Source organism: Streptomyces sp. GMY02 (assembly GCF_019056675.1).
Classification (GTDB): Bacteria; Actinomycetota; Actinomycetes; order Streptomycetales; family Streptomycetaceae; genus Streptomyces; species Streptomyces odonnellii.
This window is the reverse complement of the sequence record NZ_CP077658.1, coordinates 6,947,182-6,962,710: the sequence shown is the minus strand read 5'-3', so window position 1 is coordinate 6,962,710 and position 15,529 is coordinate 6,947,182. Positions and strand designations below refer to the sequence as shown.

General features: G+C 71.9%; 11 protein-coding genes and 2 pseudogenes. 1 reads left to right on the top strand and 12 read right to left on the bottom strand.

Going from position 1 to position 15,529, the window contains the following annotated elements:
- Positions 1 to 17: 17 nt before the first annotated feature.
- The 10 genes and pseudogenes from KQY30_RS29580 to infC all read right to left on the bottom strand — a co-directional run bounded on the left by KQY30_RS29580 (position 18) and on the right by infC (position 11,408).
- Positions 18 to 1,358, bottom strand: a complete 1,341-nt coding sequence (locus KQY30_RS29580; RefSeq protein ID WP_217309547.1) for a transcriptional regulator — start codon at positions 1,356 to 1,358, stop codon at positions 18 to 20.
- Between the two features lie 688 nt (positions 1,359 to 2,046).
- Positions 2,047 to 2,484: pseudogene (locus KQY30_RS36770) on the bottom strand (PP2C family protein-serine/threonine phosphatase); the annotation flags it as partial.
- A 285-nt stretch (positions 2,485 to 2,769) separates the two neighbouring features.
- Positions 2,770 to 3,177: pseudogene (locus tag KQY30_RS29570) on the bottom strand (PP2C family protein-serine/threonine phosphatase); the annotation flags it as partial.
- 412 nt (positions 3,178 to 3,589) lie between these two features.
- A complete protein-coding gene (pheT, locus tag KQY30_RS29565) occupies positions 3,590 to 6,118 on the bottom strand; it encodes a phenylalanine--tRNA ligase subunit beta (RefSeq protein WP_217309546.1) in 2,529 nt (842 codons plus the stop codon).
- On the bottom strand, positions 6,118 to 7,251 hold the full coding sequence (pheS, locus tag KQY30_RS29560) for a phenylalanine--tRNA ligase subunit alpha (RefSeq protein ID WP_217309545.1): 1,134 nt from the start codon (positions 7,249 to 7,251) through the stop codon (positions 6,118 to 6,120). Before pheS ends, pheT begins: the two co-directional genes overlap by 1 nt.
- Before the next feature lie 274 nt (positions 7,252 to 7,525).
- Positions 7,526 to 8,578: an ATP-binding protein gene (locus KQY30_RS29555; RefSeq protein WP_254407710.1), complete on the bottom strand. Its 1,053-nt coding sequence runs from the start codon at positions 8,576 to 8,578 to the stop codon at positions 7,526 to 7,528.
- Between the two features lie 384 nt (positions 8,579 to 8,962).
- Positions 8,963 to 9,802: an RNA methyltransferase gene (locus tag KQY30_RS29550; RefSeq protein WP_217309543.1), complete on the bottom strand. Its 840-nt coding sequence runs from the start codon at positions 9,800 to 9,802 to the stop codon at positions 8,963 to 8,965.
- Between the two features lie 136 nt (positions 9,803 to 9,938).
- On the bottom strand, positions 9,939 to 10,325 hold the full coding sequence (rplT, locus tag KQY30_RS29545; protein ID WP_046504483.1) for a 50S ribosomal protein L20: 387 nt from the start codon (positions 10,323 to 10,325) through the stop codon (positions 9,939 to 9,941).
- A gap of 102 nt (positions 10,326 to 10,427) precedes the next feature.
- The gene (rpmI, locus tag KQY30_RS29540) at positions 10,428 to 10,622 is read right to left on the bottom strand and encodes a 50S ribosomal protein L35 (protein ID WP_071964711.1); all 195 of its coding nucleotides are present in this window, start codon (positions 10,620 to 10,622) and stop codon (positions 10,428 to 10,430) included.
- Between the two features lie 123 nt (positions 10,623 to 10,745).
- The gene (gene infC / locus KQY30_RS29535; RefSeq protein ID WP_079023549.1) at positions 10,746 to 11,408 is read right to left on the bottom strand and encodes a translation initiation factor IF-3; all 663 of its coding nucleotides are present in this window, start codon (positions 11,406 to 11,408) and stop codon (positions 10,746 to 10,748) included.
- A gap of 390 nt (positions 11,409 to 11,798) precedes the next feature.
- Between infC and KQY30_RS29530 the strand changes: the two genes are divergently transcribed.
- Entirely contained in the window at positions 11,799 to 12,161 is a 363-nt protein-coding gene (locus KQY30_RS29530) for a DUF1844 domain-containing protein (RefSeq protein ID WP_079023550.1), read from the top strand.
- Between the two features lie 75 nt (positions 12,162 to 12,236).
- Here the strand turns inward: KQY30_RS29530 and KQY30_RS29525 are convergent, their stop codons facing one another.
- Together KQY30_RS29525 and KQY30_RS29520 are read right to left on the bottom strand one after the other, a co-directional pair.
- Positions 12,237 to 12,968 carry an SseB family protein gene (locus KQY30_RS29525; RefSeq protein ID WP_217309542.1) on the bottom strand — a complete coding sequence of 244 codons (732 nt, stop codon included), beginning with the start codon at positions 12,966 to 12,968 and terminating at the stop codon, positions 12,237 to 12,239.
- 123 nt (positions 12,969 to 13,091) lie between these two features.
- Positions 13,092 to 15,464 (bottom strand): hypothetical protein, encoded by a 2,373-nt coding sequence (locus KQY30_RS29520; RefSeq protein ID WP_217309541.1) that lies wholly within the window; start codon positions 15,462 to 15,464, stop codon positions 13,092 to 13,094.
- Positions 15,465 to 15,529 lie beyond the last annotated feature (65 nt).

Below are 15,529 nucleotides of genomic sequence, written 5' to 3'. Positions count from 1 at the left end.
GGGGCTCACAGAGGGGCTCACAGGGGAACGCGCAGCGCGCCTGAGATCAGTTCGGCCGCCGCCTCCGCGTCGGAGGATCCGCTGGCCACCAACTGGGCGCGCACGGCGCGCAGCCGGTCCCGCAGCCGCTGGGACTCCATTCCCCGCGCCCGTTCGGCCATTTCGCGTGCCGTACCGGCGGCCCTGTCCGCCTCGCCCTGCCGCAGTTCGATATGGCTGAGCATGGCGAGCCGGTGCACCCGGCCCCTGTCGTGCGCCGGTGTGTCCACGGCCGCCGCCGCGTGCGCCCGGGCCGCCGCCAGATCCCCCAGGCTGAGCAGCGCCTCCGCCACCTGTACGTTCACCAGGCCCGGCTGGACGTAGCCCGTCTCCTCCGGCTCGTGCCCCGGCCTGATCCGCTCCGCCTCCGTCTCGGCGCGTCTGATGCACCCCAGCGCGCCGCTGCCGTCGCCGAGATGGGCGTACGACTTGGCCTGCATCGCATAGAGATCGGCGGCCAGCGCCGGGGTGATCTGACGGCCCGCCGCGCGCAGCGCGGCCTCGGCGAAGGCGACGGCCTGACGGTGCTCGCCCATGTGCAGCGACTGGTTGACCAGCAGCGCGATCACATAGGCGCCCAGGCCCCGGTCACCACTGGCCTTGGCCAGCCGCAGCGCCTGGTGGAAGTAGCGCTGGGCAAGGCCATGGGCGTCGGAGTCGTACGCGCAGATACCGGCGACCGCGACCAGTCCGCCGGTGGCGCGGTGCAGTTGACGGCCCAGGGCGTCGCTGTATCCGCCGCGCAGCAGCGGCGCGGCCTCGGCGTTGAGGAAGCGGACGATCCGGGAGCGGGTGGCCACACCGCCCGCCCTCCGGTACATCAGCTCGTAGTGCTCCCTGGCCGATCGCAGCAGTTCGATATCGGCGGGACCCACCTTCGTACGGCCGCTGCGCGAGACATCGGCATCCTCCGGAGGGTTCTCCCACTCCCAGACGGGGATCACCGCCGGTGTGCCGGTGACGGCGGGGGCGTCCACTATGTGCGGCCTGCGCTGCTCGTCGCAGCGCCACAGCGCGGTGGCCCGCTCGACAAAGCCCGAGAGCGGGGTGGGCCCCGGCGCGTGCGGCTCGCCCGCGACGCCGAGTCCGATGTCGTCCAGGGTGAGCGCCCGGCGCAGCCGATCGCCGAGCACCCCGCAGATCAGATCGGGCACCTGGCCGCGGGGCCGCTGGCCCTTCAACCACCGGGACACGGCGGTGTGTTCGTACCGCAGGGCAAGGCCTCTCGCCCGGCCTGCCTCATTGACCCGGGCGGCGAGTCCGGCGTGGGAGATGCCCGCCTCGTCGAGCAGTGAATCGAGCAGGGTGTTGGGCTGCATGTGCGGTGCCCCTCCAGTGACGCGTCCGATTCCGGGCCCTCTTGACGAGGGCGCCAGCGTAGTGCGATTCGCACGGGGTGTGAACGTAATGCCCGCATCCGCACCTTGTGCACTCTGCCGCCGGGCGCCCGGGACCGGTTGACTGGAGTCCGCCTCGGAAAGAGGCGGCCGGGCCGCCGGCTCCCCCTCGCACAGTGCGGTGGCCCGCAACCGCGCCGTCTGCCCTGCTGACCTGCCCGACACTCCGCGGCGGGGCAGGCGGCGCCGGCCGTCGTTTCGATGTCCGGCCATGTCGCCCCTACCGGCGGAAGGAAGTCGTACGTACCACCCCGGTCACAGTGATCCCGGGCCGGGGGCAGGGACGTTGCCCGGGCGGATATAAGTCCGCGAGCTTCTCCGCATGTGTGTCCGCCGGTACATCGGAAGGGGAAGCACCGGGTGACCGAGGCTCAGGGGGCAGAGTTTCCGATGCGAGTTGCTCTACGGGAACGTGTCCGGGCGGAGATTGTTCCGAGCGGGCCGAGGCGCACGGCAGTTGCTCCAGCGGGACCTGCTCCGGCGGGTGGCCGGCCGGTGGGCCCGCGATCGCCACGGCACCCTCGGCCGCCCGGTCGCCCGATGCCCCCGCGTCCCGCTCCCGGCGGTCCGCACCCGTATCCGGCGCCGGGTCCGCCACCCGTACCGCCGGCCGGTCGTTGCGCAGGACCAGCAGCGCCATGTCGTCCGTGATCCGCCCGCCCGTGTGCCGCAGCAGTGCGGCATGCACCCGCCGCACCACATCCGCGGGCGAGAGCGGCGCCCCGCGGGCACCCGCCACGGCTTCCGCGAGCGCGTCCTCCAGACCGAAGAACCGTCCCGCCGCGTCCCGGGCGTCCTGCGCGCCGTCGGTGTGCAGGAACAGCGACTCCCCCGGCAGCAGCGGCCCGCACCGCTGGAGCGGAAGTTCCGCCGGCAGCGGAAACGCGCCGAGGGGCGGCAGCGGCTCAGCGGTCGCGAGCGGCACGGCGCTCCGGCCGAGCCGATACGGCCAGGGATGGCCGCAGTTCAGGGCCCGCACCTGCGCGTCGGCCCCGATCTCCAGCAGCAGTACGGTGACGAACTCCTCCGCCGACAGGCCGTCCGGGTCCCCGGCGCCGTACTCGATGCCCGCGAACCCCCGCCCGGCCCGCAGGCGCCCGAACGCCCGGCGTCCGAATCCCTGGCCCCCGAATCCCCGGCGCCCGATCCCCCAGCCGTACCACCGCCGGCAGGACCACCGGCCTCCGGGGACTCCGGCACCGAACCCTCGCCGCACGGCTCTCCAGCCGCCCGGCCCGGGACCGTCACGCTCCAGCCCCTTCAGCGCCGGCCCGTCCGCCGCCGGCCCCTCGCCGTCCGGGCCCTGCGCCCTGACGGTCTCCTGCCACCACAGCTCCCGCAGATGACGCTGATGCGCCCGGTCGAGTCTTCGCAGCACACCGCCGAGCTCCGGCTCGTCGTGCGCGGCCTCCCGGAAACTGCCCAGCACCGCAGCCACCGCTCCGATCGCGGGCAGCCCGTGCCCGCGCACATCACCGATGACCACGCGGACACCGTGCGGGGTGGCCACCGCCTCGTACAGATCGCCGCCCACATCGGCGCCCCGGGACGCGGAGAGCTGGCGGGCGTGGAAGGCCAGCCCGTCGATCCGCGCCGGGAGCGGTCTGAGCAGCACCTCCTGCACGGCCCGCGCCACCGCCCGTACCTGGCTCAGCTCCTGGAGCCCCCGGCGCCGCACCCGGTTCAGCAGATAGGCCACCACCAGCAGGAAGGCCACACAGGTCACGATCCGCGGGATCAGATTGTCGAGCGTGGCCGGCGGGCAGGTCAGCTCCCAGGTGACCACGAGGGCGAGCACACCGCCCGGGATCGCGCACTCGACGACACCCCAGGGGGCCGGCGCGTCCTCGAACGCGTCCTCTTCTGCCCTGGTCCGATTCATCCGTCGGCCCCCTTCGGCCGCCCGGCCGCTAAGCCGATGGGCGTACGTCGACCGTAGTGGCCGGATCGATTGTGTCGATCACGCATATGCGTTGGCGAACCCGCTCCGGACTTCTCACCCGAATGAGTGAGGGGCGCTTCCGGAGATCCGGAGGCGCCCCTCAGGGGACGGCCGTCTGTCCAACGACGACCTATGACCAGGTGTTACGCAATGGCGATCAGGTCCTGTCCGGTGGATCGTCGCGGGCCCGCGAAGATCTGCCGGACAGGGCCTACGCGCCGCGAAGAACCGCGCCGGTCCGCTCGGCGGCCAGCGCGACGGCCGCGTCACGGGCGGCCGTGGCCTCCTCGACGGTCAGGGTGCGGTCCGGCGCGCGGAAGCGCAGGGCGTACGCGAGCGACCGGTGACCCTCCCCGATCTGCTCGCCGGTGAAGACGTCGAACAGCCTCAGGGACTCCAGGAGTTCACCCGCGCCCTCGCGCAGCGCCCGCTCCACCTCGGCGGCCGGTACGTCCCGCGCGACGACCAGCGCCACATCCTGGGTGGCGACCGGGTACGTCGAGATCCGGGGCGCCTCGATCGCGCCGGTGCCCGCCCGCTCCAGCAGATCGAGATCGATCTCCATGGCGCAGGTGCGCTCCGGCACCCCGAGGGCCTTGACCACGCGTGGGTGCAGCTCTCCGGCATGGCCGACGAGGGTCTCCTCGCCGTCCACGGTGACGAGCAGCGCGGCGCAGCGGCCGGGGTGCCAGGGCTCGTGCCGGTCCGCCCGTACGGTCAGCTCGGCGCCTGCCTCCCCGGCGACGGTACGGGCCGCCTCCACGGCGTCCGCCCAGTCGGCCGGGCGGCCCGCGCCCCACCAGCCGGCCTGTTCGCGCGCTCCGGCCAGCACGACCGCGGCACGGCGCGGCTGGCGCGGCAGCGCGGCGTCCAGCAGGGCCAGGTCCTCGGCGGACGGCCGCCGGTCGACGGGCAGCCGTACCGGTACGGTCTCGTCGCCGGTGGGCCGGAAGACCAGGCCGGTCTCGAAGAGCGCCAGATCGTGCGAACCGCGGCCGTCGTTGCGGCGCAGCGCCGCGAGCAGCCCGGGCAGCAGCGTGGTGCGCAGCGCGGGCTCCTCGTCGGAGAGCGGGTTGACGAGCTTGACCGTACGGCGGCGGGCGTCGTCGGCCGGCAGCCCGAAGGCGTCGAGCACCGCGTCCCCGATGAACGGGTAGTTCAGCGCCTCGACATAACCGGCTCCGGCCAGGGCGCGGCCGACACGGCGGTGCAGCCGCTGGCGCTCGGTGAGTCCGCGGCCGGACGGCGGGGTGGGCAGCGTCGAGGGAAGGTTCTCGTATCCCTCAAGACGGATGACCTCCTCGGCGAGGTCATTGGGCGCGCCGAGGTCGGGCCGCCAGGACGGCACGGTCACGACGAGTTCGTCCTGCCCGTAGACGTCGCAGCCGATCTGCTGGAGGCGGCGTACGACGGTCTCCCGGCCGTAGCCGACACCGGCGACGCGGTCGGGGTGGTCGGCGGGCATGGTGATGGTGTGCGGCGCGGAGGGCGCGACGACCTCGGTCACCCCGGCCTCGGCCGAGCCGCCCGCGAGCAGCACCAGCAGATCGACGGTCCGCTGCGCGGCGGCGGCCGTGGCCTGCGGGTCCACACCGCGCTCGAAGCGCTTGGACGCCTCGGAGGCCAGCTTGTGGCGGCGCGCGGTCCTGGCGATGGAGATCGCGTCGAAGTGCGCGGCCTCGATGACCACCTCGGTGGTGCCCTGGACCTCGCCCGTCTCGGGGTGTGCCGTGAGGTCGGCGATCTCGGTGTTGGCACCGCCCATCACCCCGGCGAGGCCGATGGGCCCGCGGTCGTCGGTGATGACCAGGTCCTGGGGGTCCAGGATCCGCTTGGCGCCGTCGAGCGTGGTGATCTTCTCGCCGGCCTGGGCACGGCGGACGCCGATCGGCCCCTCAAGACGCGAGCGGTCGTACGCGTGCAGGGGCTGGCCCAGCTCCAGCATCACGTAGTTGGTGATGTCGACGGCGAGGGAGACCGGCCGCATTCCGGCCTTCTGGAGCCGGCGGGTCAGCCAGATCGGGCTCCGCGCCTCGGGGTCGAGGCCGGTGACCGTGCGGGCGGTGAAGCGGTCGCAGCCGCTCGGGTCGGCGATCCGTACGGGGTGGCCGTACGCATTGGGCGCCGGTACGTCGAGCAGCGCCGGATCGCGCAGGGTCAGCCCGTACGCGATGGCGGTCTCGCGGGCGACACCGCGCAGCGAGAGGCAGTAGCCCCGGTCGGGGGTGACGGCGATGTCGAGGACCTCGTCCACGAGCTCGAGCAGCGCGATGGCGTCGGTGCCGGCCTCATGCTCCGGCGACAGGACGATGATCCCGCCCGAGCCGTCGTCGCCCATGCCCAGTTCGTCGCTGGAGCAGATCATGCCGTGCGACGTCTTGCCGTACGTCTTGCGCGCGGAGATCGCGAAGTCGCCCGGCAGGACCGCGCCGGGCAGCACCACGACGACCTTGTCGCCGACGCGGAAGTTCCGCGCGCCGCAGACGATCTCCTGCGGCTCGCCGGTGCCGTTCGCGGTGCCGACGTCGACGGTGCAGAAGCGGATGGGCTTCTTGAAGCCCTCCAGCTCCTCGATGGTGAGTACCTTGCCGACGACGAGGGGGCCCTTGAGGCCGTCGCCGAGCTGCTCGACGGTCTCGACCTCCAGACCGGCGGAGACGAGCTTGGCCTGGACGTCGCGGCCGGTCTCCGTCGCCGGCAGGTCGACGTACTCCCGCAGCCAGGAAAGCGGGACGCGCATCAGATCTCCATCCCGAACGGCCGGGTGAACCGGACGTCGCCCTCGACCATGTCTCGCATGTCCTCGACGTTGTGGCGGAACATCAGCATCCGCTCGATACCGAACCCGAACGCGAATCCGCTGTACTTCTCCGGGTCGACACCGCAGGCGACCAGCACCTTGGGGTTGACCATGCCGCAGCCGCCCAGCTCGATCCATCCCTCGCTGCCGCAGGTGCGGCAGGGCCGGTCGGGGTTGCCGACCGAGTCGCCACGGCAGACGTAGCAGACCATGTCCATCTCGGCGGACGGCTCGGTGAAGGGGAAGTAGTTCGGGCGGAGCCGGGTCGTCATGTCCGGGCCGAAGAGCGCCCGCACCATGTGGTCGAGGGTGCCCTTGAGGTCGGCCATGGTCAGGCCTTCATCAACGGCGAGCAGCTCGATCTGGTGAAAGACCGGGGTGTGGGTGGCGTCCAGCTCGTCGGTGCGGTAGACGCGCCCCGGACAGACGACATACACCGGGGGCTCGCGGTCGAGCAGGGCGCGGGCCTGGACCGGCGAGGTGTGCGTACGGAGCACGACACCCGACTCGTCGGCCGGGGCGCCGGGCGCATTCGGGCCCTGGACGAAGAAGGTGTCCTGCATCTGGCGCGCGGGGTGGTCGGGGACAAAGTTGAGCGCGTCGAAGTTGAACCACTCCGCCTCGGCCTCGGGTCCCTCCGCGACCTCGTATCCCATCGCCACGAACACGTCGGCGACCCGCTCCATGAGCGTGGTCAGCGGGTGGCGCGCGCCGGACGGTACCCGGTCGTAGGGCAGCGTGACATCCACCGCCTCCTCGACCAGGACACGGGCGTCCCGCTCCGCCTCCAGCTCGGTCTGCCGGGCGGCGAGGGCCTTGCTGACGGCGCCGCGGGCCTGGCCCACGCGCCGGCCCGCCTCGGCCTTGGCCTGCGGCGGCAGCGCGCCGATCTCCCGGTTGGCGAGCGCGAGCGGCGAGGTGCCCGAGGTGTGCGCGGTCTTGGCGTGGGCGAGCGCGTCGAGATCACCGGCGGCGGCGAAGGCCGCGAGCGCCTCGTCCCGCATGCGCTCGATCTGTTCCGGTTTCAGTGCCTCGACCTCGACTGGGTCGTACGACTTGTTGGGTGCCGACATCTCTTCCCGTACTTCCGATTGGCTGGCGAAACGACCCTGCTCGATCACTGAGGGCACGAAGGTTGCCAAAGGTCGAGTCTAGGGCCTGTCGTCATACTGCCGTCGTCCGGCGCCGGAGGCCGGGCCGGGCGGCGTCAGCGAGCGTGCCGGGCGCGAACAGCGGACGGCGGTTCGACGACAGGCCCCGGGCCGTACGGAGGTGAAGCGGCCCGCGGGCCGCTGAGGTGTCCGCCCGTGGGCTGCCACCGCCCTGTCTGTCGCTTCGCGGCAGATCCTATTTCAGGTAGGCGGGCGCGCCGACGGGCAGAATAAATCGGAACTGAGCGCCGCCGCCGGGGCCCCGGCCGACCGTGATCGTCCCGCCGTGCGCCTCGACGACGCCCTTGACGATATACAGGCCCAGGCCCGTCCCGCCGCGCTTGCTCCCGCGCCAGAAGCGGGTGAAGACGCGGCCCATCGACTCCTCGGGGATTCCGGGGCCTTCGTCGCACACGGTGACGGACGTTCCCTTCTCTGTCGTCGCCTCGCGCTGGAGGGACGCGGCGGCCACCTCGATGGTGACAGTTCCCTCCCCGTGGCGCACCGCGTTTTCCAGCAGGTTCCCCAGGATCTGGTCGATCTTGTCGGGATCCGCCCACAGATCGGGCAGCGGCTGCTGGATCCGTACGAGAAACCGGTCGGGCGACTGTCCTGCCGCCGTGTGCGCCTGCACATGCCGGCCCACGGCCACACCGATGTCCACGGGCTGACGGCGCACCTCGAGGCGGCCGGAGTCGATCCGGGAGATGTCGAGCAGCTCGGCGATCAGCCGGGTGACCCGGTTGGCGTCGGCGTCGACGGTCTCCAGCATCAGCCGCTTCTGGTCGTCGGTGAAACGCTCCCACTTGGCGAGCAGGGTCGCCGTGAACCCCTTCACCGAGGTCAGCGGCGAGCGCAGCTCATGGGCGACGGTGGCGATCAGCTCGGCATGGCTGCGCTCGGTGCGCCGCCGTGCCTCCGTACCGCGCACACAGATCACCAGCCGGCGCACCGGCCCGGTCGGACGGGCGCGTACGTACCGGGCCGAGACCAGCACCTCCCGGCCGCCGGGCAGCAGCAGATTGCGCTCGGGCTGGCCGACGCGGGTGGCGAGTCCGCCGTACGGATCGGTCAGCGCCCACCAGCGGCGGCCCTTGAGATCCTCCAGCGGCAGCACTTCGTCCAGCGGCCGGCCGAGGGCGGCGGAGAGCGGTACCTCGGTGATCCGGACGGCGGCGGCGTTGAAGCAGATGACCCGGCCGTGCTCATCGGCGACGACGAGTCCGTCGGGCAGATCGTCGGGATCGATCCCGAGCCCGGCCGCTGCGGCACCGTCGTCCTCGGGCGGTGGACCGCCCGGGCCGTGCGGGTCCTCGGGACTTTCGGGGCCGTCCTGGGCCGGTACGGCTTCCTGCTCGGCGTCGGCGGGCCCGGGGGCGGGGCCGTTGAGGCCGTCCGGGCCGCCGGGCACGAGCGCCGGGCCGTCCGGGCCTGGCGCGGCGGGCAGCGGCGCGGGGGCCGGCGTGTCGCTTCGCGGCGCCTCGGGCCCGCCGGAGGGCGCACGCGCTAAAGCTCCCTGGACCGCAGCGGGTCCGCTCGCCCCGACAGTCATGCCCGCATCCCACCTCTTCCGCGTAGCTCAGTGGGCCCGAAGCCGCAACATTACTAGCTGAATGTGACGGAGCCGACCCCCTCAGCGCGCGGGACGGACTCGCTGGGCGCGCGCGGAGGCGTAGAGACATACGGCCGCGGCGGTCGCCAGGTTCAGACTCTCGGCCTTTCCGTGGATCGGCACCCGTACCACCGCGTCCGCGAGGTCCCGGGTCTCGGCCGGCAGTCCCCATGCCTCATTGCCGAAGATCCAGGCGGTGGGCCCGCCCATGGTCCCCGCGTCGAGTTCGTCGTCCAGGTCGTTCTCGCCCGCCCCGTCGGCGGCGAGGACACGGACGCCCGCCTCCCGCAGCCCCTGGACGGCGTCCTCCACCGGAACACCGACAACGACCGGAAGGTGGAAGAGCGAGCCGACCGAGGCGCGGACCGACTTGGGGTTGTAGAGATCGACGGACGCGTCGGTGAGGACGACGGCGTCCGCGCCCGCCGCGTCCGCGCAGCGCAGCACCGTACCGGCGTTGCCCGGGTCGCGGACATGCGCGAGTACGGCCACGAGCCGGGGCCGTGCGCGCAGGATGTCCTCGAACGGCGAGTCGAGGAAGCGGCAGACACCGAGCAGCCCCTGCGGGGTCACGGTCTGCGAGACATCGGCGAGCACACCGTCGGCCGCGTAGTGGACCCGCGCGCCCGTGGCCCGTGCCGCGTCGACGATGTCGGCGTACCGCTCGGCGGCCTCGGCCGTGGTGAACAGCTCGGTCAGCGTCGGCTCGCCGCCCTCCCCGCGATGGGCGACCGCTTCCCGTACGGCCTGGGGTCCCTCGGCGATGAACCGGCGTTCCTTGCCGCGGAAGGCACGCTTGGCGAGCCTTCTGGCGGCGGTGACACGCGGGGAGCGCGGGGAGATCAGCTCGGGGGTGCCCATGGGCGGCGGCTCGCTTTTCTTCGTACGGGATGGCGGTGGTCCGGTCGTACGGGACAGGACCCGGGCCGGGAACGCACCGGACCCGCAGGCGCGGTGCCTGCGGGTCCGGCGGGAAGGAGAGACGGCCTGACGGAGATCAGGCGGCGGCCTTCGGAGCGTTCACATCGCTCGGGAGGGCCTTCTGGGCGACCTCGACCAGCGCGGCGAACGCGGTGGCGTCATTGACGGCCAGCTCGGCGAGGATCTTGCGGTCCACCTCGACATTGGCGGCCTTGAGCCCCTGGATGAAGCGGTTGTACGTGATCCCGTTGGCGCGGGCGGCCGCGTTGATGCGCTGGATCCAGAGCTGACGGAAGTCGCCCTTGCGCTTCTTGCGGTCGTTGTAGTTGTAGACGAGGGAGTGGGTGACCTGCTCCTTCGCCTTGCGGTACAGGCGCGAACGCTGGCCGCGGTAACCGCTGGCCTGCTCCAGGATCGCCCGGCGCTTCTTGTGGGCGTTGACTGCCCGCTTGACGCGTGCCACGTGTTAACTCCTTGTAGCGGGGCCGTGGTTGGACTCACACGGCCCGAGAACGAATAGGTCCCGGTCCTGCTGCCGTGCCCCCGGTCACCCGGGGCCGCGACATCACTTGCCGAGAAGCTTCTTGATCTTCTTGGCGTCGCCCGGGGCCATCTCGGCGTTGCCGGTGAGGCGACGCGTCAGCTTGGACGACTTGTGCTCCAGCAGGTGGCGCTTGCCGGCCCGCTCGCGCATCACCTTGCCGGAGCCGGTGATCTTGAAGCGCTTGCTGGCACCGCTGTGCGTCTTGTTCTTCGGCATGGCGCCGTTCTCTCCTCGTCAGTGGCGCTCCCTGCCGACCGGTCGGGCCGGCGCGCGGGAGCGTCAGATCTCTGGTGGTTTCCGGACCGGAGCCGTGGGCCGCCTGGATGGCGGCCCCCCGGATCACGCTTCGGAAGATGCCTCGGCCGGAGCCTCCGCGGTGGAGCCCGCCGACTCCTCGGCCGCGCCGCCCTGGCGACCGGCCTTGCGGGCCGCCTGGGCCTCGCGGGCCTCGGCCATGGCCTCGGTCTTCTTCTTGTGCGGGCCAAGGACCATGATCATGTTCCGGCCGTCCTGCTTCGGGTTCGACTCGATGAAGCCGAGTTCCTCGACGTCGGAGGCGAGCCGCTGAAGCAGCCGGAAGCCCAGCTCGGGACGGGACTGCTCACGGCCACGGAACATGATCGTGATCTTGACCTTGTCACCCTGCTTGAGGAACCGGACGACATGACCCTTCTTGGTGTCATAGTCGTGCGGGTCGATCTTGGGCCGGAGCTTCATCTCCTTGATGACCGTGTGCGCCTGGTTCTTGCGCGCTTCACGGGCCTTCATGGCCGACTCGTACTTGAACTTCCCGTAGTCCATGAGCTTGCACACGGGCGGACGGGCGTTCGCCGCGACCTCGACCAGGTCCAGGTCGTACTCCTGCGCAAGCTCCAGGGCCTTGGCAAGCGGCACAATGCCCACCTGCTCGCCACTGGGACCGACAAGTCGCACTTCGGGAACGCGAATCCGGTCGTTGATGCGGGGCTCGGCGCTGATGGATCCTCCTCGGTAGCACCACACGACTGTCTGGCAGACAGCCACGTAACGTCTGTTTCATAGGACCAACCGCGGCGGAACACGAAAAATGCCCCGGACGGCACACAGGCAGGGCTCCTACTGAATACCGGAGCACCGCCGCGCATGTACCACGGGGCGCGTCGGGCGGCTCCATCGTCCGTACGGAACGATGGGCACCGCCTGACCGGTGACCCGCCGCCCCTTAGGGGCAGCCAGGTGGGAGATCGGAGCCTCCACTTGTGGGCCGGGCATAAGGATGTCCGGCCGGTCGTAACACAAGGTTAGCAGTTCCCCGGAGGAGGTGCTAACCCTGTGACTCCCAGGGGTCCTGCGGTCCGCGCGGGCGGGCTCCCGCGAGCGGGCCGCGCCCCTCGTACGCCTATCGTATGGGGCATGAGTGACGCCACCTCTCCCCAAGAGTCCCCCGGCTTCGACGCCATGACGCGCGACATCGCGGAGGTCCCCGCCGTCGAGGTGATCGTCACGGTCGCGGTGAACCTGATGAGCGCCGCCGCCGTGAAGCTCGGTCTGACCGAGGAGGGCGAGGAGCACAAGGACCTGGACGAGGCCCGGAAGCTGGTGCACGCGCTGGCCGGGCTGATGGACGCGAGCGCGACGGAGATCAGTTCGTTCCACGCGGCGCCGCTGCGGGACGGGCTGAAGTCGCTCCAGCTCGCGTTCCGTGAGGCGTCGGTCGTACCGGACGAGCCGGGCCAGGGGCCGGGCGAGAAGTACACGGGCCCGGTCTACGGCTGATCTGCCACGGCTGATCCGCTTCACGGGCCGTCTTCGAGCCGTCTCAGCAACGAGCCGGCTCAGGCGCGTACGAGTTCAGGCGCGTACAAAAAGGGGCTCGCCGGGCGGTACGGCTCCGGCCGGCAGCAGTGCCAGATCGAGCCCGCGCACCAGGCGGGCCCGCAGGATGTCGTCGGCCGCGAGCGCCCCGGCGATCCGGCGTGCCGCCTCGGCCGGGGGCACGCCCGGATCCAGCACCAGCGCGAGAGTGCCGTCCGCGCTGCCGGGGCCGAGATGCGCCCGCAGCACCGCGGGCTCGGCGGCGACCGCGGCCCGCACCGCCCCGGTCACGGCGGGGTCGTCCAGCGGATCGGTGCTCGTACGCCCCTCGGCGAGGGCGAGCAGGGCGGGCCCGGTGAGCTGGTACGGCACGGGCCCCGCCAGATCGATCACCACGGTGTCGGCCTTCTCGTGCGCGGCGGCCTGAAGCGCCTGATGCAGCGGTACGGCGACGGGCCGCGCCGCGGGATCCCAGCGGGCCAGCGCCTCCGTGGAGGTGAAGGCGGGCAGCGCGCGCCGGTCCCCCGCCGTCAGGGTCGGCACGGCCATGTCACTCGACTTCTCGCGCCGCAGCCCCCGCTCGTCCTCCTCGGTCTCACCGAGCACGGCGACGACGGGCACCAGCAGCCGAGCCCCCTTGAGCGCCGCGAGCACCCGCGCCTCGGCTGCCCGGTCCTGGGCCCACGCGGCCAGAGCCGCCGCCAGCACAGGATCGGGAGAGCCGTCGTCATCGGAGAAACCGGACCCGGGAATGTTCTTGAGCGCCACGACTGGAGCCTAGGCCATGTGCCGGACACACCTGCGCCCCGTCGCCGTACAGCGGAAATCCGGCCGCGCGGCGACGGGGCACTCGGCGTCATGGCACCGGTGTGCGGTCCCGGTCTCCGAGGGTCACGGGGCGCTCAGGCCCAGCGTGTACGTACCGGTCTTCAGGGCGCCGGGGTCGACGGTCAGGGTGTAGACGCCGTTGGCCGGGAGAGCGGCCAGGGCGTACGACAGGGTCGACGCGCTCATGGAGCGCTCGTTGACCAGCCACTTGCCGTCAGGGCCGGCCACCGACAGCACCCATTCGGATGCCGGGGCGGTGATACCGAGGGTGATCTTCTGGCCCTTGGTGCCGGTGAAGGTGAGGTGGCCGTGTCCGCCCGGCGTGCTGATCGTGACCGGCTTCGGCGCGCCTCCCACGGTGACCGTTCCCGCGTCCGTGTCCGGGACGAGAGTCGCTGTCGTACGGCCGGTCGCGGGGGCGTTGGGCTGGACCAGGATCCGGTGGGTGCCGACCGCGAGCGGGGCGCGCAGGGCGACGTCCAGGTCCGCCGTGCGGAGCGTGCCCAGCGAGACGTCGGACGACGCGCCCGGCGGAAGGTGCCTGATGGCCGACGGGGCGGTCAGGGTGGTCCCGGAGAACACCAGCGCCGCGCCGTCCCCGGCCACCGCGTCGGTGGTGTACTCCAACTGCTGGCCGGGCCGGCTGAGTTCACTCGTGACGGACGGGCTCGCCGCGGCCAGCGCCCCCGCCGCCACCGGCTTCGAGAGCCACAGTGTGAGAGAACCGGTCGCCACGGACCCCGGGGTCAGCAGCAGGGTGTACCGCTTGCCCGGGGTGAGACCGGCCAAGTAGTGGACGCCGTCCGCGTTCTTGGCGAACGAGCCGACGGCCTGCGACGTACCGCCCTCGGGGATCAGCCGGACATCGGTCGACTGCGGCACGCTGTTGCCCGTGGCGGCGAAGCCCAGTGACGAGGTGTCCGGCGCCGTGAAGTCGATCCGCGCGCGCTGCCCGGGACGGGTCAGCTCCGCCTTCGCCGACGGACCGTCCGCCGCCAGGGGGACGGCGAGATCCTCGCTCAGGGTCAGGGTAAGGCTTCCGGCTGCGCCCCTGTTCGGGTTCAGGATCACGGTGTATGCGCCCGATTCCGGCAGCCCGGCCGCGGACAGATCGATGGTCGCCGTCTTGCCGACGGCGACGGTCTGCCCGTTCACAACCGTCGCGCCGGACGGTGCGAGCACGGTCACGGCGACGGCCTCGGTGAAGTTGTTGCCCGTGACGGCCAGCGTGGGATGAGCGCCCGCGTCGGCCGTGAAGACCGACTGCGCGTTCTGTCCGAAGCGGCCGATACTCACCGCGACCGGATCACCCGTTGCGGAGAGCGGGGCGAGCTCCACCGGGCGCGACAGAGTCAGCGCCAGTCGGCCCGTCGCCAGCGGATTGTCCGGCAGTGCGGCGATTGTGTACGTACCGGAGTCCGGCAGTGCGGAACTGTCCCACTCGGCACTGGAGTTGTCAGGGACCGTGAAGAAGTCCAGCCGGGAACCGTTGGGCCGCCGGATTTCCATCCGCGTATAACCGCTCAGCCCCGACGCCGCCGTTCCGAGCGAGACACGCTGCCCGGCGGTGGCGGTGAAGGTGGCACGGCCGTCCTGGCCGATCCGCTCGATCGGCAACTCCACGGCGGGGACGGCCGGATCGAGGGCTCCGGCATCCGCGTAATGCGAAGCGGTCACCTTCACCGTGCCCGTGGCGCCCCCATCGGGGTCAAGGGTCAATGTGTACGTACCCGCCTGCGGCAGCGCGTCGATGTCGAGGGCGCCCGAGCCCCCGGCGGCCACATACCGGCTGAGGACCTGGCTGCCGTCCGGACCGTACAGGCGCGCGTACAGGCTCTTCTCCATGCCGGCCGCGTCGACGCCCAGGCTGAGCGAGTCGCCCGGCTGCGCGGAGAAGGTCAGTGCCCCGTCCTGCCCGGCCCTGGAGAGCGTGGTCAGGGCCGTGGGGCCGGCCAAATCGAGCGGTCCGTTCACGCGCTCGGACAGCGTCACCGTGGCCGAACCGCTGTTGCCCGTACCCGGCCTGAGGATCAGTGAGTAACGGCCGGACAGCGGCAGATCGCTGACCTCCCAGTCGTCCGCGGCACCGCTCACGGTGCCGTTGATGCCGACCTTGGCACCCTGCGGGTCGTACAGCTCAAGGGCGACCGAGGAGTTGAAGGTCGAGTCGGTGACGGCGAAACCGATGTCATCACCCGCGTCGGCGTCGAACAGGACCTGCGCCCTGTTGCCGGGGGTGGTGACCGAAAGGACGGGCGGCGTCTCGTCCGTGAACGATGTCGTCGCCGATGAATCGATGTCCCCGTCCCCGCTGACACCGGCCGCGTTCGCGGTCGCGGGCCCAGCGGCCGACAGTGCCAGTACGAGCGCGCCGACGGCCAGTGATCGCCGGCGCGTGGACAGTCCTGATCCGAACCGCTCTCTGTGCATACGCACATACCCTCCCCAGAGCAACACCCATTGGCCACAGACGGCCCGAGCCACCCACGCTTCCCACGCGA